At 50.3% G+C, this 21,128-nt stretch carries 24 protein-coding genes; 19 read left to right on the top strand and 5 right to left on the bottom strand.

The window, feature by feature from the left end:
* Nucleotides 1–17 precede the first annotated feature (17 nt).
* The 4 genes from INP79_RS13900 to INP79_RS13885 all read left to right on the top strand — a co-directional run bounded on the left by INP79_RS13900 (nt 18) and on the right by INP79_RS13885 (nt 2,017).
* Nucleotides 18–311 (top strand): hypothetical protein, encoded by a 294-nt coding sequence (locus tag INP79_RS13900; RefSeq protein WP_194754830.1) that lies wholly within the window; start codon nt 18–20, stop codon nt 309–311.
* Nucleotides 308–1,243: a PoNe immunity protein domain-containing protein gene (locus INP79_RS13895; RefSeq protein WP_194754829.1), complete on the top strand. Its 936-nt coding sequence runs from the start codon at nt 308–310 to the stop codon at nt 1,241–1,243. The genes INP79_RS13900 and INP79_RS13895 overlap by 4 nt, the downstream gene beginning before the upstream one ends.
* Nucleotides 1,244–1,460: 217 nt before the next feature.
* Nucleotides 1,461–1,700, top strand: a complete 240-nt coding sequence (locus tag INP79_RS13890) for a type II toxin-antitoxin system CcdA family antitoxin (protein ID WP_228520031.1) — start codon at nt 1,461–1,463, stop codon at nt 1,698–1,700.
* Nucleotides 1,700–2,017: a CcdB family protein gene (locus tag INP79_RS13885; RefSeq protein WP_194754828.1), complete on the top strand. Its 318-nt coding sequence runs from the start codon at nt 1,700–1,702 to the stop codon at nt 2,015–2,017. The genes INP79_RS13890 and INP79_RS13885 overlap by 1 nt, the downstream gene beginning before the upstream one ends.
* An 11-nt stretch (nt 2,018–2,028) precedes the next feature.
* Here INP79_RS13885 and asd read toward each other — a convergent pair whose 3' ends face one another.
* From asd to ilvB, 4 genes are all read right to left on the bottom strand, one after another.
* On the bottom strand, nt 2,029–2,877 hold the full coding sequence (gene asd / locus INP79_RS13880) for an archaetidylserine decarboxylase (protein ID WP_194754827.1): 849 nt from the start codon (nt 2,875–2,877) through the stop codon (nt 2,029–2,031).
* A gap of 163 nt (nt 2,878–3,040) precedes the next feature.
* Nucleotides 3,041–4,057 (bottom strand): ketol-acid reductoisomerase, encoded by a 1,017-nt coding sequence (gene ilvC / locus INP79_RS13875; protein ID WP_194754826.1) that lies wholly within the window; start codon nt 4,055–4,057, stop codon nt 3,041–3,043.
* A gap of 55 nt (nt 4,058–4,112) precedes the next feature.
* Nucleotides 4,113–4,604 (bottom strand): acetolactate synthase small subunit, encoded by a 492-nt coding sequence (gene ilvN / locus INP79_RS13870; RefSeq protein WP_018987330.1) that lies wholly within the window; start codon nt 4,602–4,604, stop codon nt 4,113–4,115.
* The gene (gene ilvB / locus INP79_RS13865) at nt 4,604–6,367 is read right to left on the bottom strand and encodes a biosynthetic-type acetolactate synthase large subunit (RefSeq protein WP_194741395.1); all 1,764 of its coding nucleotides are present in this window, start codon (nt 6,365–6,367) and stop codon (nt 4,604–4,606) included. The genes ilvN and ilvB overlap by 1 nt, the downstream gene beginning before the upstream one ends.
* Nucleotides 6,368–6,572: 205 nt before the next feature.
* Here ilvB and INP79_RS13860 point away from each other — a divergent pair, with 205 nt between their 5' ends.
* The 8 genes from INP79_RS13860 to INP79_RS13825 all read left to right on the top strand — a co-directional run bounded on the left by INP79_RS13860 (nt 6,573) and on the right by INP79_RS13825 (nt 11,613).
* Complete coding sequence (locus INP79_RS13860) at nt 6,573–6,896, top strand: hypothetical protein (RefSeq protein ID WP_194754825.1); 324 nt, start codon at nt 6,573–6,575, stop codon at nt 6,894–6,896.
* A gap of 64 nt (nt 6,897–6,960) precedes the next feature.
* Nucleotides 6,961–7,578, top strand: a complete 618-nt coding sequence (gene rpsD, locus INP79_RS13855) for a 30S ribosomal protein S4 (RefSeq protein WP_194754824.1) — start codon at nt 6,961–6,963, stop codon at nt 7,576–7,578.
* A 195-nt stretch (nt 7,579–7,773) separates the two neighbouring features.
* On the top strand, nt 7,774–8,013 hold the full coding sequence (gene hemP, locus INP79_RS13850) for a hemin uptake protein HemP (protein ID WP_194754823.1): 240 nt from the start codon (nt 7,774–7,776) through the stop codon (nt 8,011–8,013).
* Nucleotides 8,014–8,086: 73 nt separating this feature from the next.
* Nucleotides 8,087–8,959 (top strand): energy transducer TonB, encoded by an 873-nt coding sequence (locus tag INP79_RS13845; RefSeq protein ID WP_228520029.1) that lies wholly within the window; start codon nt 8,087–8,089, stop codon nt 8,957–8,959.
* Nucleotides 8,960–9,006: 47 nt separating this feature from the next.
* Nucleotides 9,007–9,750 carry a MotA/TolQ/ExbB proton channel family protein gene (locus INP79_RS13840; protein ID WP_194754822.1) on the top strand — a complete coding sequence of 248 codons (744 nt, stop codon included), beginning with the start codon at nt 9,007–9,009 and terminating at the stop codon, nt 9,748–9,750.
* The gene (locus tag INP79_RS13835; protein WP_194755073.1) at nt 9,750–10,166 is read left to right on the top strand and encodes a biopolymer transporter ExbD; all 417 of its coding nucleotides are present in this window, start codon (nt 9,750–9,752) and stop codon (nt 10,164–10,166) included. Before INP79_RS13840 ends, INP79_RS13835 begins: the two co-directional genes overlap by 1 nt.
* Before the next feature lie 21 nt (nt 10,167–10,187).
* Nucleotides 10,188–11,327 carry a PepSY domain-containing protein gene (locus INP79_RS13830; protein WP_194754821.1) on the top strand — a complete coding sequence of 380 codons (1,140 nt, stop codon included), beginning with the start codon at nt 10,188–10,190 and terminating at the stop codon, nt 11,325–11,327.
* Nucleotides 11,328–11,424: 97 nt separating this feature from the next.
* Nucleotides 11,425–11,613, top strand: coding sequence for a hypothetical protein (locus INP79_RS13825; RefSeq protein ID WP_228520027.1), 189 nt, complete (start codon nt 11,425–11,427; stop codon nt 11,611–11,613).
* Here the strand turns inward: INP79_RS13825 and INP79_RS15550 are convergent.
* On the bottom strand, nt 11,610–11,732 hold the full coding sequence (locus tag INP79_RS15550; RefSeq protein WP_255520558.1) for a hypothetical protein: 123 nt from the start codon (nt 11,730–11,732) through the stop codon (nt 11,610–11,612). The two genes, INP79_RS13825 and INP79_RS15550, sit on opposite strands and share 4 nt — an antisense overlap.
* Before the next feature lie 106 nt (nt 11,733–11,838).
* Between INP79_RS15550 and INP79_RS13820 the strand changes: the two genes are divergently transcribed.
* The 7 genes from INP79_RS13820 (at nt 11,839) to INP79_RS13790 (ending at nt 21,112) form a co-directional block, all read left to right on the top strand.
* Nucleotides 11,839–12,387 (top strand): HugZ family protein, encoded by a 549-nt coding sequence (locus INP79_RS13820; RefSeq protein WP_194754819.1) that lies wholly within the window; start codon nt 11,839–11,841, stop codon nt 12,385–12,387.
* Nucleotides 12,388–12,404: 17 nt separating this feature from the next.
* A complete protein-coding gene (locus INP79_RS13815; protein WP_194754818.1) occupies nt 12,405–13,481 on the top strand; it encodes a hemin-degrading factor in 1,077 nt (358 codons plus the stop codon).
* A gap of 2 nt (nt 13,482–13,483) precedes the next feature.
* Nucleotides 13,484–14,401, top strand: coding sequence for a hemin ABC transporter substrate-binding protein (locus INP79_RS13810; RefSeq protein WP_228520025.1), 918 nt, complete (start codon nt 13,484–13,486; stop codon nt 14,399–14,401).
* 23 nt (nt 14,402–14,424) lie between these two features.
* Nucleotides 14,425–15,459: an iron ABC transporter permease gene (locus tag INP79_RS13805; protein WP_228520023.1), complete on the top strand. Its 1,035-nt coding sequence runs from the start codon at nt 14,425–14,427 to the stop codon at nt 15,457–15,459.
* A 1-nt stretch (nt 15,460) separates the two neighbouring features.
* Nucleotides 15,461–16,270, top strand: a complete 810-nt coding sequence (locus tag INP79_RS13800; protein WP_194754816.1) for an ATP-binding cassette domain-containing protein — start codon at nt 15,461–15,463, stop codon at nt 16,268–16,270.
* Nucleotides 16,271–16,466: 196 nt separating this feature from the next.
* Nucleotides 16,467–18,596: a TonB-dependent siderophore receptor gene (locus INP79_RS13795; protein ID WP_194754815.1), complete on the top strand. Its 2,130-nt coding sequence runs from the start codon at nt 16,467–16,469 to the stop codon at nt 18,594–18,596.
* 317 nt (nt 18,597–18,913) lie between these two features.
* Nucleotides 18,914–21,112, top strand: a complete 2,199-nt coding sequence (locus INP79_RS13790) for a TonB-dependent siderophore receptor (protein ID WP_194754814.1) — start codon at nt 18,914–18,916, stop codon at nt 21,110–21,112.
* Nucleotides 21,113–21,128: the final 16 nt, after the last annotated feature.

Here is a 21,128-nt window from a genome sequence, read left to right as displayed (position 1 = left end):
CTGATGTGGATTATGTGGTGATTGAATATAAGTTTGATAAGTCTGCGTTGGGAAGTACTAACGATGGTAAACAGGGCTCGCTTAGCTGGATTACGGGTAATGGGCGGATTGAGAAGGCGGTGGGGTCTGAAAAAGAAGCTGATTCAATTCTGGCCTCTATCAAAGCCGACAGAACGGAAACATGGGTTGTTCGTACTTTGCCAGATGGAAGCACCAAATTACAGGTACTCGATGGTGCGGGTAATGTTAAAAAAGTGACCGATGACATTTCTAAAATTTTAACAGTCGGCAAAGCAGGTGGTCAGCCATGATCCGTGCGCCGATGGGTGACCAAAAATATTGGGATGAGGGGGTTTCTTATGGTGAAAATCAGATCCCCAAAAAATGGGAACTGATTAGACAGCCTAGTAAAAATCCTGCCTACGACCCTCAATTTACATTTGATACTGCAAAAAGCACCATTTTTAGATACATACTCCGCCGTTACTCCCGCGGCGATGTCATCCGTGATCTTGCCCAACCATTTGTAGGTTTGCTCGACGCATGGGAACTCTCCAATAAACTAGCCGCTGAACTCAATGCCAATCTCAAGCCCGGCGAGGGTTGGGGTCACCGGCATCTGGTGACAGCCCCTGTTCCGATCAAAGATACGCGCGGACACACCGATCCTCGCTCATGGATATTTGAACTAAGCTGGATCAACCACTACAACTGGTGTTTCTGGTTGGTCGGTTTGGCACTTGCGTTGGAAATCCCCGATGACCAATGGCAACGTCTGCTGGCGTTGATCGGTGGTGAAGGCGAAGATGTGTTACTTGACCGAGTGATTGCCTATCGCCAGCCAAACCGTAAATTAGGAACAAAACTGCTTCACAAGAAACCCTATGCCCGTTTGCTAAAAGCGGTTGAAGCAAACGATAAAGGCTTACCTCAAACCCAGCAAGCAGAGCTATTACGCGACTTTGTAACCCACTGGTATGCCGAATTAGAGCGCAAAGGTAATCAAGAACTGTGGTGGTACGTCTACGGAGATCCGGGCAAATACCCGCTGGAAAAAGGTGGCTACTTTGGCCGCTGGTGCATCGAAGCCGTAGCCGCTGTGAAAGCCTTTGGATTGGATGACAGTTTGTGCTTGGGCCATGAACACTACCCTGGCGATTTGCTGAGACCAGATGGCCCAACCACGCATCCTGTGAGTGAAGAACCTAAAGTGAGTTGGTTGAAAAAGCTATTTGGCAAATAGATGCTGAATGTATTGAATCGATGGGGTCAGAGTAAAGGTGAGATTCTTTTTTACTCTACCCCTGAGTCTTTGCCCTGGTGACGCCTAACCTGTCTGGCGATGTGTTTGAGGTGGTGAGTAAGAGTTTGAACGGCTAAGGCTTTTTGGTGGGGGTATGAGATTGACATGCATCATTGATGCGCATATATTGTGCGCATCAATGATGGTGGGGAAAGTCATGTTATTCAATCCGCAAGCGCCAAAACGTGCCACTAACCTGAGCGTGAACAGTGATCTGTTGCGTCAGGCGCGTGAGCTGGATATCAATCTTTCTGCGGCTTTTGAAGAAACACTTTCCGCGTTGGTTGTCGAAAAAAAGCAACAAGCCTGGCTTGAAAAAAACAAGCATGCCATTGAGTTATACAACCAACAAGTTGAGGCGAATGGTTTATTTGGCGACTCTTTGAGGGCGTTTTAATGGCGCAGTTTAGTGTCTATGCCAATCATAATGCTGCTACGCGCGATCAATTCCCATATTTATTGAATGTGCAGAATGATTTATTGGACATATTGCAAACCTGTGTTGTGGTGCCATTAACACTGGCTACCAAGGTTGGCTATCATGCGATGGGTAGATTAACGCCGGTATTGACGGTGCGGGGTGGCCAGTACCTGATGATGACTCCTCAGCTGGCTGGTATCGCCAAACGTGAACTCGGTGAGGAAATAGAAAGCCTCGCTGATGCGAGGCTTGAGATTATTGCTGCAATGGATTTTCTGTTGAGCGGTGTTTAACTCGTAGCCAGCTAACTTCCCATCGCTTCACCCAGGCGAATTGGTTTGCCTGCATGCCAGCTATCATTGAACGCGAGTACGTCTTTTTCAAACAGCATCACGACCGTAGAACCGAGCAGGAAACGGCCCATTTCCTCGCCTTGTTTTAAGGTGATGTTGCGGTCACTGTAATCCCATTGCACCACTTTGCCAGGGCGTGGCGGGTTGATGATGCGGTCTTTGGCATCGTGCCAAACCGTGGCCATGCTGCCAACAATGGTGGCGCCGACCAGCACCAATACAAACTTGCCATGCTGGGCAGATTCAAACGTACACACCACGCGCTCATTACGCGCAAACAGGCCGGGCACGTTGGCGGCTGTGAGCGGATTCACTGAGAATAAATCCCCTGGCACATAAGTCATGCTCAATAGTTTGCCTTCGCATGGCATATGAATGCGGTGATAGTCTTTCGGGCTTAAATACAGGCAGGCAAAACTGCCGCTATCGAAATTAGCCGCCAGTGTCGCATCGCCGCCGACGAGTGTCTGCGCTGTGTAATGATGCCCTTTGGCCTGGAAAATCTGGCCGTTTTCAATGTTGCCAAACTGGCTGATAGCGCCATCTACCGGGCAGACAAAAGCATTATTTGCTAGTGGTCTGGCACCTGGTTTGAGTGGGCGGGTGAAGAATAGATTGAACGTTGCGTAGCTGCCAATATCGCCATTGAGCGCTTCTTCCATATTGACGTGGTATTTGTTGACAAACCAGCCGATAAACGCCGTGGTCAGGCGTCCAGCTTGCCAGTGTGCCAGCTTGCCAGCGGCGGCAGTCAGTAATTGTTTGGGGGCGATGTATTGCAGCAGAATGGCGAGTTTCACTTCTATCCCTTTTTAAGCAGTTCCAGTGTGTTGCAGAAACTTATTTTTATCATATATTTGTTTGTGATTTTACAAATAAAAAAGCACAGGCGATATATCAGCCTGTGCTTTTTGCCTACCGTTGTTTAATTAAACAGCGGTCAGCTTGGTTAAATTCCAAAAATTAGTTTTTGGATTGATCAACCAGTTTGTTTTTCGCGATCCAAGGCATCATGGCGCGCAGTTTGTTACCCACTTGCTCGATTGGGTGAGCAGCGTTCAAACGACGACGTGCAGTCATTTCTGGATAGTTAGTGCGGCCTTCCAGGATGAACTGTTTAGCGTAGTTACCGTTCTGGATGTTAGCCAGGCACTGACGCATTGCATCTTTAGATTGGCTGTTGATCACTTGTGGACCAGTCACGTACTCACCATATTCCGCGTTGTTGGAAATGGAGTAGTTCATGTTGGCGATACCGCCTTCGTACATCAGGTCAACGATCAGTTTCAGCTCGTGCAAGCACTCGAAGTAGGCCATTTCTGGTGCATAACCAGCTTCAACCAAGGTTTCGAAACCAGCTTTAACCAGCTCAACCGCACCACCACACAACACAGCTTGTTCGCCGAACAAGTCAGTTTCTGTTTCTTCACGGAAGTCAGTTTCAATCACGCCACCTTTGGTGCCGCCGTTAGCTGCAGCGTATGACAATGCGATGTCTTTCGCTTTGCCAGACACGTTTTGGTAAACAGCGATCAGTGAAGGTACGCCGCCACCTTTGAGGTACTCGGAGCGCACGGTGTGGCCTGGGCCTTTTGGTGCGATCATGATCACGTCCAGATCAGCACGTGGCACGATTTGGTTGTAATGGATGTTGAAACCGTGGGCGAATGCCAGTGCAGCGCCTTTTTTCAGGTTAGGAGCGATTTCAGCATGGAAGATTTCTGCCATGGTTTCATCTGGCAGCAATACCATCACTACGTCAGCATCTTTAACTGCTGCTGCGATTTCCAGAGTGGTGTGGCCAGCGCCTTCAGCTTTAGCCCATGAGCCGCCGCCTTTACGCAAACCGATGGTGACGTTCACGCCGCTGTCACGCAGGTTAGCTGCGTGTGCATGGCCTTGTGAACCGTAGCCCACGATAGTCACTTTTTTGCCTTTAATGATGCTTAAGTCGGCGTCTTTGTCGTAATAAACGTTCATGTCTGCTTTTGCCTTTCAATACAAATGCTTAGGTATAGTTTGAAAATACTGTCGATTAAACTTTGAGGATGCGGTCGCCACGACCAATGCCGGACGCGCCGGTACGCACGGTTTCCAGAATCGCGCTGCGGTCTATGGCTTCAATAAACGCATCCAGTTTGCTGCAAGAGCCGGTAAGCTCAATGGTGTAACTATTGTCGGCCACATCGATAATACGGCCGCGGAAAATGTCGCACATACGCTTCATTTCGTCTTTATGGACGCCGGTGGCTTTGACCTTGACCAGCATCAGTTCGCGCTCAATGTGCTTGCCATCGTTGAGGTCCAGCACTTTGACCACGTCAATCAACTTGTTGAGTTGCTTGATAATTTGTTCAATCACATCATCGGAGCCTGTCGTCACAATAGTCATGCGTGACAGTGTCGGGTCTTCGGTGACCGCGACCGTGAGTGATTCAATGTTGTAACCGCGTGCGGAAAACAGGCCTGCCACGCGTGACAGGGCGCCTGCTTCGTTTTCCATCAGCAGTGAAATAATATGACGCATTATTCTTCCCCTTTCAGGCGGCTGGCCGTGCGTGGGCTCAATACCATTTCGGATAGGCCCTTGCCGTTTTCAACCATAGGGAAGACGTTTTCAGCTTGGTCGGTTAAGAAGTTCATAAACACAAACTTGTCTTTTTTATCAAATGCTTCTTTGAGCGCGCCTTCTACATCGGCAGGGTTGGTAATGTTCATACCAACGTGACCATAAGACTCGGCAAGTTTGACGAAGTCGGGCAGGCTGTCCATGTAAGACTCGGAGTAGCGGTTCTCGTAGAAGAACTCTTGCCACTGGCGCACCATGCCCAGGTAACGGTTATTGAGCAGAATGACCTTGATCGGCAAGCCATATTGCGCACAGGTGGACAGCTCCTGGATGTTCATCTGGATGCTGCCTTCGCCGGTGATACAGGCTACTTGCGCATTTTTATCTGCAAACTGACAGCCCATGGCGTAGGGCAAGCCCACACCCATGGTGCCCAGGCCGCCGGAGTTGATCCAGCGACGTGGTTTGTCAAATTTGTAGTATTGCGCAGCCCACATCTGGTGCTGGCCGACGTCAGACGTCACATAGGCTTCGCCTTTGGTGACTTCCCACAGTTTTTGTACCACGTATTGTGGCTTGATCACCGTGTCTGAATAGGCGTAATCCAGTGACTGGATGCCACGCCATTCGTTAATCTGTGTCCACCAGTCAGCGGTATCTGTGGTCTGGTTTTCTTCCTGTGACAGGATTTCATTCATGTCAGCTAATACGGACTGCACATCGCCCACAATTGGCACATCAACCTTCACGCGCTTGGAGATGCTGGAAGGATCAACGTCGATATGAATAATGGTACGTTTCTGGCCGGAGAAGTGTTTTGGGTTGCCAATCACACGGTCGTCAAAGCGCGCGCCTACCGCCAGCAACACGTCACAGTGCTGCATGGCCATGTTGGCTTCATAGGTGCCGTGCATGCCCAGCATGCCGACAAACTGCCGGTCTGTGGCGGGATAACCGCCCAGCCCCATCAGCGTGTTGGTGACTGGGAAATTAAGCGCCTTGGCCAGTTTCACCAGCTCGGCTGCGCCATTACCCAATACCAGGCCGCCGCCGGTGTAAATCATCGGACGTTTGGCACCTAGCAGTAACTTGACTGCTTTTTTGATCTGGCCGCTGTGGCCTTTCAAAATTGGGTTGTAAGAGCGCATCTCTACCGTTTTCGGGTAGATGAAGTCTGCCACGTGCGCCGTGATATCTTTAGGAATATCGACCACGACCGGACCTGGACGGCCTGTTTTGGCGATGAAAAATGCCTTCTTGATGGTAGGCGCAATGTCTTTGACATGCTTGACCAGAAAGTTGTGTTTTACACAGGGGCGAGTCACGCCAACCATGTCGACTTCCTGGAATGCATCCATGCCAATGGCCGGTACGGGTACCTGACCACTGATGACCACCATAGGGATGGAGTCCATATAAGCCGTGGCAATACCCGTTACCGCATTGGTGGCACCTGGGCCGCTGGTGACCAAGGCGACGCCTACATCTCCTGTTGCACGTGAATAAGCATCTGCCGCGTGTACGGCTGCCTGTTCGTGGCGCACCAGAATGTGCTTGAAGCCATTCTGTTTGTAGAGTGCGTCGTAAATGTGCAAGACCGCACCACCTGGATAGCCAAAGACGAATTTGACTTTTTCCTCATTCAGGCAGGAGACAACGATGTCCGCACCTGTCATGGATTTGGCGTGGGTGTCTGTCGCGGAGTGGGCTGAAGCGTCCATAAAACCTTGATTTTTCGGCTAATAATTGTTGAACCCTATACATTAGCTTGCTTTACTAATTTGGTCAAGATTGTCGATCAATCGGGCGGGTTGTTATCTCCAGGATGTTGGGTGTATGCCTAATAGCAGGAGGGGCGTTGCTGGTGATTACAAACAGTAGTTGACATTATAAATGAGAAACATTATCATTTGCATAAACGATTAAATGAAAGTCATTGCAATGCAAGTTGATTACGCAGCGCCAGCCAGTCATTTGTTTGATCCGGATTTGCCTACTGCCAGTGCGGTATTGGTTTCACTGAGTTGTGTGGCCACGCGCTATGCGGTGAATCCTTCTGAGGACCTGGCTTTGTTGGGTTGTAGCCTGGCGCAGACGCTGACAGCGCCTGAGTATGCGGAAAGCGGGTTGATTCAATCCGCAGCCAAGCAGTTGTTGCAGGATTGGCAAGCCTTGCTGCAGGCGCATCAGGAGTTTGCGATGCAGCAGGCGGTGACTGATTTTGTGGCGCAGCCAGCTACGCTGCAGTAACAAGCGGCTGACGGTAAATTTAAAAGATAGTAATAAAAGATAAATCAAGAAAGGCTATAGATTCATGGCAAGAACCACAGGACCCAGACTGAAGATTATGCGTGCATTGGGCGTAGAGCTGCCCGGGTTGTCACGTAAGTCGATTGAAAATCGCCCTAATCCACCAGGTCAGCATGGGCAGCAGGCGTCACGCCGCCGCCGTTCTGACTTTGCAGTCAAGTTGGTTGAAAAGCAGAAGATTCGTTTTAACTATGGTGTGAGCGAAAAGCAGATGCGTCGCCTGATCTTGGAAGCGCGTAAAGGCAGCGAGCCAACTGGTGAAAAATTGATGTCTTTGCTGGAGCGCCGCTTGGATAACGTGGTGTTTCGTGCGGGTTTTGCGCCTACAGGCATTGCTGCGCGTCAACTGGTGAACCATGGCCACGTGCTGCTCAACGGTAAATCAGCCAACATTGCGTCCATTCGTTTGCAAGTGGGTGATGTGGTGACGGTGAAAGAAAAGAGCCGCAAGATCCCAATGGTGGTCGATGCCATGGCAACGCCTAGCTTGACGATTCCTGAGTGGTTGTCGGTAGAAGCAGCGTCTGCAAGCGCAAAAATCGGTCATTTGCCGTCTATTGAAGATGTGCCGTTCCCGATTGATGTGCAGCAAGTGGTTGAGTATTACTCTAACCGCGTTTAATTTCACTGGCGGTCCTGATGCATCAGGGCTGTTGGTAAAGCATTTGAGCAATGCTCCTAACCCCAACATGTCATTGCTCAAATTAGGCGTGATTATTCATGCGCCAAATTACCCCTGGTAAGGGTGTTCCTTGAAATCCTATGCCGCGATGCTTTTGCATATAAGTCGGCCTTTTTTTAATTTGGATGTGAATGCATGACCAATCGCTTGCAATCATCATTAGGTAAAGCGCAAAATGCGGCCAGTGTTTCATCGCATCGTGTGCCGACCATTGAGGCGAGTCAATTGCTGGGCGAGGCCGGTGTATTGGCCATTGTGCATGGTGGTGATACTTATCAGTTGACCCGTACCAAGCAGAATAAATTACTGTTGACCAAGTGTCATGCGCTGGCGGTGTCATCGCAGGCACAACAAGCACTGGTGCAACAAGATTAGTAGAGGTTTTGCGTGAACTGTGTATGTAATACTGGCAACCTGGGGTTGCCTTTTGTGGTTTTGATTGAGGAGTATGCGAATGGTGCAGCGTGAGTCTTTGCAGGGGTTGTCGTTAAAGCCCGCACGTGCGTCAGCGCCCCAATTGCCTGAGTTGAGCCTGCATCGCCGCCAGTTGGGTGAGCTGGCAGGTATTTTCCGCTGGTCCGTGCTGGCGACCGAGGATTGGCTGCAACGCGATAAGCGCCAGGACTGGCATGGCTTGGGTATGTTGCTGGTGGTCGCCTTGCATGCGGCAGTCATTGCCTGGCTGGTCATGCATCAAGAGCCTGTCATCATTGAGCCTAAGCCGGAGCCGATGACAGTTTCCCTGATTACGTTGCCGGCCAAAAAAGAAGAAGCGCCTGCGCCAGAAGTGGTACCTATTATCAAGCAGCAGCCGGTTGTGAAGCCCGTGGTGAAGCCTAAAGAAACGCCAGTGAAGCCGATAGAGCGCCCGGCGCCTGTGGTGGAGCGTATTGTGGAAACCACGCCAGACCAGCCGCGCTTTGAGGCCAGTACGCAACCTTCTGCGCCACCGCTGGAGACACCTGTGGCAGCGGCACCGAGCAAACCGGCGCCGGTTGTTTCTGCACCTCCCAAGCAGGAGGTTGTAGAAAAAGAAGAGCCGCCAAAATTTGGCGTGGCTTACTTGCATAATCCAGCACCTGAGTATCCGCGACTGTCAAAGCGAGCTGGTGAGGAGGGTAAAGTATTGATGAAGGTACTCGTGTCTCCTGACGGGCGTCCAGAGTCGGTGGATGTTGTTAGTAGTAGTGGTTTTGAACGTTTGGACAAGGCGGCTGTTAATGCGGTCACACAATGGCGTTTCGTGCCCGGACGCAAAGGTGACAAGACAGTCAGTGCCTACGTAAATGTACCGTTGTCATTCTCGCTGACGCAAGAATAAGCAAGTTTCAAGAGTTAAGTTAAGTTTCAAGTGAAAGGGAATTTTTGATGCAATCAACAAGTGGTTTGGCTTTTATCACCGAAGGCGGTGTGGTGTCGGTTTTGGTGGCGCTGATTTTACTGACGATGTCAGTGCTGAGCTGGTATTTCATTCTGGTCAAAACCTGGCAGGTATTCAAGCGCAAGCGTGACGTGTCTGCCTATGTGCGCCAGTTCTGGCGTAAAGCGACTTTGCAGGAAGCGCTGCAAGAGCCGCAACTGCAGTCCCCGGCATTTCGCCTGGCAGTGACCGCCGCTGAATCTACCCAGCATCACCAGCAATACGCTAGCCAGTCATTGGGCGCAGCTTGCAGCCAGGATGAGTTTATTGCACGCCAATTGCGCCGTACCTTGTCACAAGAGCAGGCAGCGTTAGAAAGTGGTTTGTCCGTGCTGGCTTCTGTGGGTAGTGTGGCACCATTTGTTGGTTTGTTCGGTACGGTGTGGGGGATTTACCACGCGCTGACAGCCATTGGCCAATCCGGTGTAGCCACCATTGATAAAGTGGCTGGCCCGGTGGGTGAAGCCTTGATTATGACGGCGATTGGTCTGGCCGTGGCGATTCCTGCGGTGCTGGCTTATAACGCTTTTATCAAGGCCAACCGCGGCATCATGGCTGAACTGGAAAGCTTTGCGCAAGATTTGCATACATTGCTGACAACCGGTGCGCCATTGGTGATTAAAAGCACAGCAAAACCAGCTAATGTTACCGAATTGCATGCCAAGGTAGCCAATAAAGGTGGCAATGTATGATGGGGCAAAATCCATTTAGCGCAGGTGAGCACACTCAGCCCATGAGTGAAATCAACACCACGCCGTTGGTGGATGTGATGCTGGTGTTGCTGGTAATTTTCATTATTACTGCGCCATTGCTGACACATGCAGTGAAGATTGATTTGCCACAAGCGACTTCGCAGCCGCTGGAAGAAAAGCCGGGAGTGATCGACCTCGCGGTCGATGTGGATGGCAAGATTTTCTGGAATGACAGCGAAGTGTCCGTTGCTGATTTATCTGCACGTATGACAGATGAAGCGGCCAAGCAACAACAGCCGGAATTGCAGATACGCGCTGATAAAAACACACGTTACCAGGTGTTGGCTGAAGTGTTGGCCAAGGCGCAAACCGCTGGCATGAAAAAAGTAGGCTTTGTCAGCCAGCCACAACCATAAGTCAGCAAACTGAGTATTTCTATGTTGACGCAGTCCTCTATCCGTACCTGGGCGTGGGTGCATAAATGGTCCAGCCTGGTCTGCACGGTGTTTATGTTATTGCTATGCCTGACCGGCCTGCCATTGATCTTTCACCATGAGATTGGTGACTGGTTAGGCAATCATGTTGAGACGCCGCAGATTGCGCACCAGGGGCCGCTGGCTAGTATGGATGCCTTGCTGGCAGCGGCCAAAAGCAAGCAACCTGGCATGGTGCCTTTGTATATGTACCGTGAAGAGGACGAGCCGCTGCAATGGGTCATTAGCATGGCTAAAACGGTGGATGCCGAGAGCGGGTTCAGGCAAGTGGTGCTGGACGCACGCACGGCACAAGTGTTGGGTGAGCCACCGGTAGAAGAGGGCTTTATGTATGTCATGTTCAAGTTGCATGTCGACTTGTTCGCAGGCTTGCCGGGCATGCTGTTTCTGGGCTTGATGGGCTTTTTGCTGGTGATCGCGATTGTGTCGGGTGTGGTGCTGTATGCGCCGTTTATGCGCAAGCTGGCATTTGGTGAAATTCGCCGTCAGCGTGGCAAAAAACTCAAGCGGCTGGATATCCATAACTTCCTCGGTATTGTGACCTTAAGCTGGGCGCTGGTGGTCGCTGCGACGGGGGTGATAAATGCCTGGTCAGATTTATTGGTGAAATATTGGCAGTTTGACCAGATGTCGCAAATGATTGCGCCTTACAAAAATCTGCCGCCGCCGGAAAAATTTGCCTCATTACAGGCCTCTGTACAGGTTGCGCAACAAACCGAACCCGACATGCAATTGGGCTTTATTGCCTTCCCCGGCACGGCCTATGCCAGTCCGCATCATTACGGTATTTTTATGCGTGGCGATTCACCAATCACCAAGCGCCTGTTTAAACCTGTGCTGGTCGATGCACGTACGGCAACCTTGACCGATAGCCGTGACTTGCCGTGGTACCTGGTGGCCTTGCTGATTTCGCAGCCACTGCATTTTGGGGATTATGGTGGCACCACTTTGAAATGGTTATGGGCGGTGCTGGATGTGATCACGATTATTGTATTGTGGACCGGTTTGATGCTGTGGTGGAAAAAGCGACATCAGTATGTGCCGGATATTCGTTCAAGAATTACGCTAAGCGAGGCTTATTAAAAAGCAAAGCCTGCTAAAGCGACACTGATCAAACGAGTGAAGCCTATGAAACGCAGTTTTTCTGTGGAGGTTGAGCAATATGGTGACGCACTTATTTATGCCTAATAAACAACTCTCCCAAATTTTTTTCTGGCCCTTGCTGATCGCCGTGATTTCACTGGCCGGGCTGATTTTTGCCCTCGTGTATGACGATGCGCGTGAGTGGCTGGCGAATGCCGCCATTGGCATCCCTGTGCTGGTCGCTATCTTTTTCTATTGGCTACAGCCACTCATCACACGTCGTTAAATTGCTGGCGGCTGCTTTTGCGCAAGAGCTGCCATGACGCCCTGATTTTTCATAAAGACCTGCTTGAGCCTGCTGTTGGGGAGCATTAAATCATTATTGTAAATAATAATGATTATCATATAGAATATCATTAATTTCTGTGATGGTCTGTCGCAGTGTCAGCAAACGCTGTGTGAATAAAAACAATACGCAGTGTATTGCTTCATGAACAATAGGAGAAGTTGCATGAACGAGAACGAAAAGTTGCAATCCGTGGGCGAACAAGCCATTGCTTTTAAAGGCTTGTTTAAATCTGTGCAGTTGGCGACGACCAATGCCCAGGGCATTCCCGAGGCGAGTTATGCCGCGTTTGTTGAGCGCGATAACAAGTTTTATGTCTACGTGAGTGAGTTGGCGACGCATTGCGCTAATCTGCGTGAAACTGGCCGTTGTTCAGCCATGTTTATCGAGAGCGAAAAAGACGCTGGTCACCTGTTTGCCAGAAAACGCCTGGTGTTCAAGTGTGACACGCAGGAAGTGGCCAGAAATACCGCCAAGTTTGATGAAGTGATGGCCTTGTTCTATGGCAAGTTTGGCAAGTTCATGGATGCGATTGGCAAACTGACCGATTTTCATATGGTGGAATTGACGCCAACGCATGGCAGTTATGTGGCTGGCTTTGCTAAGGCCTACCATTTGAATGGCCAGGATTTGCTGCAAATTACACACCGGAATGATCAAGGCCATGCTGCGCCAGACCAGGCCAGCCAGCAAAAACTGGACGAATTGGCTTAAGCCTGAGAGATGCCGTCATGAGTCACACGAGTGCGTTTATCCGTCAGCAATTTGTCATGGAGCGCCAGTCGGGCAAGGCGCGTCATCGCGATATTGCAGAAAAGCTGCAGATTTCTGAAGGCGAGCTGATTGCTGCGCACGTGGGTGCCGGACATGAGGAGCCCATGATGCGCGCGACCCGCCTGCAGCCTGTGTGGCCAACGTTGATCAAATCGCTGGAGCCATTGGGCGAGGTGATGGCTTTAACGCGTAATCTTTCGTGTGTGCATGAAAAAACTGGCGTTTATACCAATGTGAGTGATAGCAATCACGTGGGGCTGGTGCTGGGGGCAGAAATTGATTTGCGCGCGTTTTATAGTCAATGGGCGCATGGCTTTGCCGTGTCAGAAACTGGCGAAAACGGTATTCAACAGAGTTTGCAGTTTTTTGATGCCAGCGGCACCGCTATTCATAAGGTGTTTATCAAACCGCAAAGCCATGTGGCAGCCTATGAGACTTTTGTGGCGCAGTTTGCAGATGCAGACCAACAGCCTGGATTGGTGCCCCTGCCAGTCGCCACGCCAGTTGCCGAGCAACCTGATGACAGTATTGATGTCGATGGTTTTCAGGCGGCCTGGGCAGCGTTGCAGGATACGCATGATTTTTTTGCCTTGTTAAAAAAGTTTGGTGTGTCACGCCTGCAGAGCATGCGCCTGGGCGAAGAGCGTTTTGTGCAGCAAATCAATCCCGCCGGTGCCCGTCAATTGCTGGAAACGGCTGCCAGTGACAACGTCGCCATCATGATTTTTGTCGGTAATCCGGGCATGATCCAGATTCACTCTGGCCTGGTAAAAAAGATTGCGGTGATGGGCCCGTGGCTCAATGTGCTGGATCCCGGTTTTAACCTGCATTTGCGTGAAGACCATATTGCCAGTGCATGGATTGTGCGTAAGCCAACCGTCGATGGCTTGGTGACTTCACTCGAGTTGTTTGACCAGCATGGCGAAGTGATTGCGATGTTTTTTGGTGAGCGCAAACCTGGCAAACCAGAGCTTGCTACATGGCGGACATTGGTTGAAGATCTGCTCAATGATAATGCGTTATGTCTGAGTTAAATATGTCATTTTTAAATATGTCCCAAGACGATCTGGCAACCACAGCCGCTCGCCGCACCTTCTTGTTGCAGGCAGGAGCGCTGGCTGCCAGTGTTTGCTTGCCGCAAACCCTGTGGGCGGCTGATAAAAAATCTGCACGCCGTATTGTCAGTATCGGTGGTGCGCTGACGGAGATTATTTATGCCTTGGGAGCTAGTCAGGAGCTGGCGGGGGTAGATACCACCTCGCTGTATCCAGAGGCGGCAACCAAGCTGCCGAGTGTGGGCTATGCACGCACTTTATCCAGCGAGGGCATTCTGGCATTGGCGCCTAATCACGTGATTGCGACTGAGGATGCCGGGCCGCCTGCGGTGCTGCGCCAGATTAGTGCGGCGGGTGTGCCGGTCACTATTTTGGCCGCGAATGATAAATTTGAAGGCGTGCTGGATCGCGTTGCTCGACTGGGCATCTTGATTGACCGCCCAACACAGGCAGCACAACTGGTCGAAAAAATGAAAGCTGACTGGCAGCGTGCACGTGAGCCTATCCTGGCCCGCAAATCGCCTGCGCCACGTGTGCTCTTTATCCTTTCGCATAGCCCGGGCCAGGTCATGGTTGGCGGCAAGGGCAGCAGCGCCGAAGCCATGCTGCATTATGTGGGTGCACAAAATGCTGTGCAGGGATTCGATGGCTTCAAGCCATTGACGCCCGAGGCAGTTATTGCGGCCCAGCCGGATGTGGTGTTGTTTACTGACCAGGGCTTGAGCATTGTCGGCGGGATTGATGGCGTATTGAAACTGCCGGGCGTGGCGCAAACACCTGCGGGACAAAAGCGTCGCGTGGCCTCGCTGGAGGCGATGTTTATGCTGGGCTTTGGTCCGCGTATGCCGCAAGCACTGATTGCGCTGGATAACGCATTGCTGAAGGTGATGAGTACATGAGTGCGGTGGCAGGAGCGATATCCTTGACTTCGCGTTTCACCACCGGCCTGCTCAACAGGCCGGTCTGGTTTTTATGGTTGGTGTTGCTGCTCTGTTTTTGGGTGGCGGCCTGGGCGGGGGCAGTGCCGGTCACGGCGGATGACTGGCGCGTGTTGTGGCGTCACGAAGAGCCGCTCACCAGTGGTGCCTATGTGCTGTGGAGCCTGCGTTTGCCGCGCATCTTGTTTGCGGCTTTGGTGGGTGCAGTGCTTGGCTTGTCTGGCGCATTAACGCAAGGCCTGTTTCGTAACCCGCTGGCTGATCCTGGTCTGTTGGGTGTTACCAGTGGCGCTGCCTGTGCCGCCGCCTTGACCATTGTGGTGCTCGCGGGCAGCGGCATTGATATCCCAATTGCCTGGCGTTTTTGGGTGCTACCGCTGACGGCGTTTGCGGGTGCTGTGGGTGTGTGTTTGCTGCTGGATACGGTCGCGCGCTGGCTCACGGCAGATTCTATCGCTGGCCTGTTGTTGACGGGTATTGCCTTGAATGCATTAGCTGCAGCCATTATCGGCTTGTGTACTTACCTGGCCACAGACGAACAATTACGCAGCCTGACCTTTTGGACGCTAGGCTCCCTGGCGGGCGGCAGTTGGCCATTGGTGGGAACGTTGTCGGTGCTGCTGCTGGCGGCCATCTGGTATGTACGGCGGCTGGTCAGTGCCATGAATGCGTTGGCGCTGGGCGAAGCCGCCGCTGCGCACGTCGGTATTAATGTACGGCATTTGCGCCGTCGCGTAATTATCCTGGTCGCGCTGTTATCTGGTTTTGCGGTCGCCTGGTGTGGTGTCATCGGGTTTATCGGCCTGGTTGCACCGCATATCGTGCGATTGGTGGTCGGGCCTGACCAACGCCGCATGGCACCACTGGCCATGCTGGTGGGTGCCATCATTCTGCTGGTGGCGGATACTACCGCCCGAACCGTGGCTATCCCGGCAGAAATCCCCGTGGGCATCTTTACTGCCCTGCTAGGCGCGCCTTTCTTTCTTGTGCTGCTCACCAGTGTCAGAAAAGGAGGCTAACATGATCCATACCGTACAAAGTCACAGTATGTTGTCACTCGACCGTGTCACCGTGAAACTCGGTCAACGTACGTTCGGCCCTTTTTCATTTGCCATTCAGCCCGGAGAGCGTGTGGCCGTATTGGGCCCCAGCGGGGCGGGCAAGTCGACCTTGCTTAAACTGCTTGCGCGTGAGTTAAGCCCGGCGAGTGGCCACGCAGGCTTTTGCCAGCAACCACTCCAAGGCTGGTCGCTGGCAGATTTAAGCCGCCGTCGTGCCATCTTGCCGCAGTCGCATGAGGTCGCATTCGGGTTGCCCGTAGACTTGGTCATTGGATTGGGCCGTGTGTCGCGCATGCATGATCCATCGCTGGCCTCCATTGTGCAGCAAGCGGCCGAGCAGGCCTGCGCCGCGCATCTACTGGGTCGCCGGTTTGACACGTTGTCAGGCGGTGAAAAAGCACGCGTACAAATGGCGCGCGTGTTTGCACAGCTATGGGACGTAGAGCAGGGTTTGTTGCTGGTAGATGAACCGTTGGCCGCGCTGGATCCCGGCTTGCAGTTCAGTTTGATGGAAGCGATTTATACGTTTGCCGCCAAACGTGGACACGCCATCCTGGCCATCTTGCATGATATTAATCAGGCCTTGCAAGGCTTTGAGCGTTTGATATTTATCAAGCATGGCGCTATGGTAGGTGACTATCAAACCCCACATGTCACTTTGCCATTGCTAGAGGCCTTGTATGACGTTAACCTGGCCTGTGCCGTGACCGAAGAGGGCGAAATGATTGTCGCACCTAGCCTGCAACGGAAGGTTGTGGCTGAGTGTTAGCACGGTTTTACATGGGCGCATGACTCTCGCCTATCTTGTCCCCTTGATGTTTTTAATGAGAATTGTTATCATTTGAGGCTTTAGTGCAAGCCAACGAGTTTTTCTCCTGTAGCCAGCAATTAACTCACAGGGGAGTCTCGTGCACAGTCCACAATTACAATATTCATTCCGTCATCGTAGCCTGGTAGCCGCGCTAATGCTGGCTATTCCTTATCTGGCAAGTGCCGAAGAGTCTGGGCACAAAGAAGAGGTAGAGTCTCTGCCGGAGGTGAAGGTTACCTCCCAGGTAGAGAAAGATCGACCCTCAGAAAAAACCAAGTCTTACACGGTAAACTCTACTTCAAGTGCTACGCGTTTAAACACCAGCATCCGCGAGACGCCACAATCTATCTCAGTCATTACCCGTGAACTGCTGGATGATTTTCGTGTGCTCAGTGTGAATGATGCACTGTCTTACGCAACGGGTATTAAAGTCGAACAGTTTGAAACAGACCGTACTGAATATACTGCACGTGGTTTAAACATTACCAGTTTTCAAATAGATGGTCTGAATTCACCGATTAGTTTTAGTGGAACAAATTATGGCGATTTGGATATGGCAGTCTATGATCGCATCGAAGTGTTACGTGGTGCCAATGGTTTAGTCGCTGGTACGGGTAACCCTTCTGCCACCATCAATTTTATTCGCAAACGACCAACAAGAGACTTCCAGGCAAAAGCCACGGCCTCCTTAGGTTCTTGGGATAATCGCCGCCTGGATGCCGATGTCTCTGGCGCCTTGAACGGGGATGGGAGTGTACGTGGGCGTTTGGTTGTGGCGAATCAAAATAGAAACTCTTATCTTGACCGCTACAGTACGGAAAGAAATGTGGCGTATGGTGTGATTGAAGCAGATTTAAGCGAGAGCACCAATCTCGCCATTGGCCACACTTATCAGAAAAATGATTCCAGCGGCAATAACTTTGGTAGCTTGCCATTGCTGTATTCTGATGGTACCAAGCGTCATTATAAAGTCTCTGATTCTCCAGCTACTGATTGGGCCTATATGAGAGTAGGCACGCATGTCAGCTTTGTTGAGTTGACCCATTATTTTAATAATGACTGGAAAGTCAAAGCGCAGTTAACCCACAAAGATACCGCATCTGAAGGTCGCTATAACTATGTTGATGGTTACGAGGACCGCACTACGGGTTTGGGTACCTATAAGAGCTATCCTTACATTTACAGCTTTGCAACCAAAGACCACGTTGCTGATATTTATGCCAATGGACCCTTTGAACTGGCTGGCCGTAAGCATGAGTTGGTGGTGGGGGCGACCTGGAGTAGATCGTATATGAAGGAGTACTCGCGCACAGGCAGTACGCTTGGCAGCACTTTTATTAGCAGCTTTGATGATCTAGGCGAGTTTCCAATGCCAACGTTTGGTGATAAAAGTAAAAGCTCAGATTACCAGAATACCATTACCAATATTTATACAGCGGCTAAGCTGAATCCAATAGATGCCTTGAAGATAACCGTGGGCGGCAGTTTGCTGAGTTACGAGTTAAAGGGTGTTGCTTATGACGTTGACCAGATAGCAAAAGAGAATAATAAATTCACACCTTACGTGGGTACTGTTTACGACTTGAGCGATGAGCATTCTCTGTACGCGAGTTATGCAGGTATCTACAAGCCACAAGTCGAGCGGGGTGCCAGCTTGAAAACACTCGCCCCATTAGAAGGCAAAAACTATGAGGCGGGTGTTAAAAGTGAGTGGTTTAACAAAAAGTTGAATAGCTCGTTTGCGTTGTTTAGAACCGAGCAAGAGAATCAGGCGCAGTCAATTGGAACAGCGTCTTTTAATGGGAGCATAATAAACACTTATGAAGGCATTAAGGCGACGACCAAAGGCTATGAGTTTGACGTCTCTGGTGAGGTAATGGATGGATTAAGTGTTAATGCCGGTTACACGCGTTTGATGAGTGTGAAAGGTGATAATAATCAAAATGTAAACCCATTTGTGCCTAGGCATCTTGTCCATTTGACGACAGTTTATAAAGTCCCATTTGTTGAAAACCTCAAAGTGGGCGCAAGCGTTAATTGGCAAAGTGATACCCACGTGGATATTACACTGCCTAGTGCCGCAGTCGTCCGGTATAAGCAAGATAGCTATGCAACGCTGAATCTGATGGCTAATTATAAAATCGACAACCACTGGGATGCGGCCGTCAACCTGTATAACGTGACCAACGAAAAATACCTGTCTAGTTTAAGATACGCCAGTGCTGGTCAAGCCTATTACGCTGCGCCCGCCAGTGCGATGGCTACGCTCACGTGGAAGTATTAATGTGAGTTGTCACTGCTGCTTTAAGTGGCGGCATCTCTCTAAAGCCCAACAACGCCCTGCCAATTGGTAGGGCGTTGTTTTTCCATTGAGATCAATCAATGACTTCGATAAGTTGTTGATTTTAAAAATGAGAATTGTTATCATTAACGATTAGGTTGATGGCTAGTCGATAAGTTTTTCCAGTAATCCGCATTGTTTGGTGAAGGTGGGCTACCAGAATGCGGTCTTTTCTGTCAGCTGTACCTGCTAACGCTGAATTCATACTAACAACCAAGCAAGCTCCAGTGCTTGGCTGTTAACTTTTTGAGGTTGTCTTGATGAATGCTTATAAAAAAATCCTGATTGCAGTCATATATGCAATGGTTTTTATGGATGCTTCTGCTGAAGAGTCTGAAGTAGACACGTTGGAAGAGGTAAAGGTAAAAGCGTCGGCAGATGCCAATGCCAAAGGGCTGATGAAGCCATATGCTGGTGGCCAGGTGGCCAAAGGCGGCCGTGTTGGTGTGATGGGCAACCAGGATGCAATGGATACGCCTTTTTCAATCAATGCTTACACCAATGAGCTCATTCAAAACCAGCAAGCTAAAAGCGTGGGTGACGTGTTATTGAACGATCCGTCTGTGCGTGTGGCACGTGGATTTGGTAACTTCCAGGAATCTTATTTTATTCGTGGTTTTCAATTGTATTCAGATAGCGTTGCTTATAACGGCTTATATGGATTGCTACCTAGGCAATATATTGCAGCAGAGCTGTTTGAGCGTGTAGAAGTGTTGCGTGGTGCCTCTGCATTCTTAAATGGCGCCAGCCCTAATGGCGATGGCATCGGTGGTTCTATTTCATTATTGCCAAAGCGTGCGCCAAATGAGCCACTAAGTGTGGTGAATGCTGGCTGGAGTTCTGGTAACCAGCAGTTAATTTCTGCCGATGTGGCCAGGCGCTTTGGGCCAGATGATCGTGCTGGTGTTCGACTGAATGTCTCCAAGCGTGATGGCGGTACAGCGGTTAATAAAGAACATGCTGATGTGGATCTGGTTTCACTGGCGTTAGATTGGCGCGGTGAAAAATTACGCTTGTCTGGTGATATTGGTTATCAGGATAACCACTTAAAGCAAACGCGCACCAATGTTTCTCTGGCGTCAGGTATAAATGTACCTCGTGCCCCCAAAAGTGATACGAACTGGGCACAGCCATGGTCATATTCTAATGAGAGAGACACATTCGGGAGCTTGCGTGGTGAGTATGATTTGACCGGAAAAGTGACTGCTTATTTTGCTGGCGGATTCCGTGAATCACATGAAGCCAACTCTCTGGCTAACTTGACGGTTAGTAATGCTGCAACAGGTGCAGGTAGCCTGTATCGATTTGACAATACCAGAGAAGACTCTGTGAGAACTGGTGAAGTAGGCGTCAAGGGCAAATTTGAAACAGGTTCGATTGGGCACGATGTGGTTCTGAATGCGAACTTATATCACTTTGAGAAAAAAGCAGCTTATACATTTGATTTTAGTGGCACTTCAGTCAGTACTAATTTATATTCGCCAGTTTACGCCTCACTGCCGGCCTTTACTGCAACTGCTGGTTCAGGCGGTGTGCTCAATAATCCAAAGACGACAGGCAGAACGATATTGCGAAGTGTTGCACTGGGTGACACAGTGTCTATGCTGGACAATCAGCTATTGCTGACGTTGGGGGTGAGACATCAGCAAATAGTCGGTACAACTTATACCTACGATGGCGTGTTTGATGATGCTTATGATAAGAGCAAGTTAAGTCCGGTATTGGGTGCCGTGGTAAAACCTTGGGACGGTATCTCCCTGTATGCCAATTATATTGAAGGTTTATCGCAAGGCGCGACTGCACCGGCATCAACAGTGTCTCAGCCAATCTCAAACCCTGGGCAGACGCTTGCTCCCTATGTATCCAAACAAAAAGAAGTGGGTGCTAAGTTTGACTTTGGTAAGGTTCGCGTGACTACCGCTTACTTTACAACTGAGAAGCCACGTGGATTTGTCAATGCGGCGGATGTATTTACCTCACAAGGTAAAGAGGAGCATCAAGGGGTTGAGTTGATGACTTATGGTCAAATTTTACCAAGCCTGCGTGTGCTAGGCGGGATTACCTGGTTGGATGCTAAGCAGAAAAACACTGGTGATACTGCTTCTGAAGGTAAGCAAACTATCGGTGTGCCGGATCGACAAGCTAATCTGGGGATGGAGTGGGATGCATTTATGGTGCCAGGTTTAACTTTTGATGCGCGCGTGATTGCTACTGGTCATGTATATGTCGATAGTGATAATACGCAACGTGCTCCAGGCTGGACTCGGTTAGATATCGGAGCGAGATATGCAACCGAAATTAAAGGGCATTTATTGACTGTACGCAGTCGTATTGATAACGTAACAGACCGAGATTATTGGGCTTCCGCAGGTGGTTATGCTGGTACTACCTCTAATTCTGGGTATTTGGTATTAGGCGCTCCACGCACTGTGACGATTAGTGCACAACTTGATTTCTAGTGTGAGGTAACGTGAT

It is taken from the genome of Methylophilus sp. QUAN (genome assembly GCF_015354445.1).
In the GTDB taxonomy this organism is placed as follows: domain Bacteria; phylum Pseudomonadota; class Gammaproteobacteria; order Burkholderiales; family Methylophilaceae; genus Methylophilus.
The sequence above is the reverse complement of the archived record's forward strand: the minus strand, read 5'-3'. Positions and strand labels throughout refer to the sequence as shown.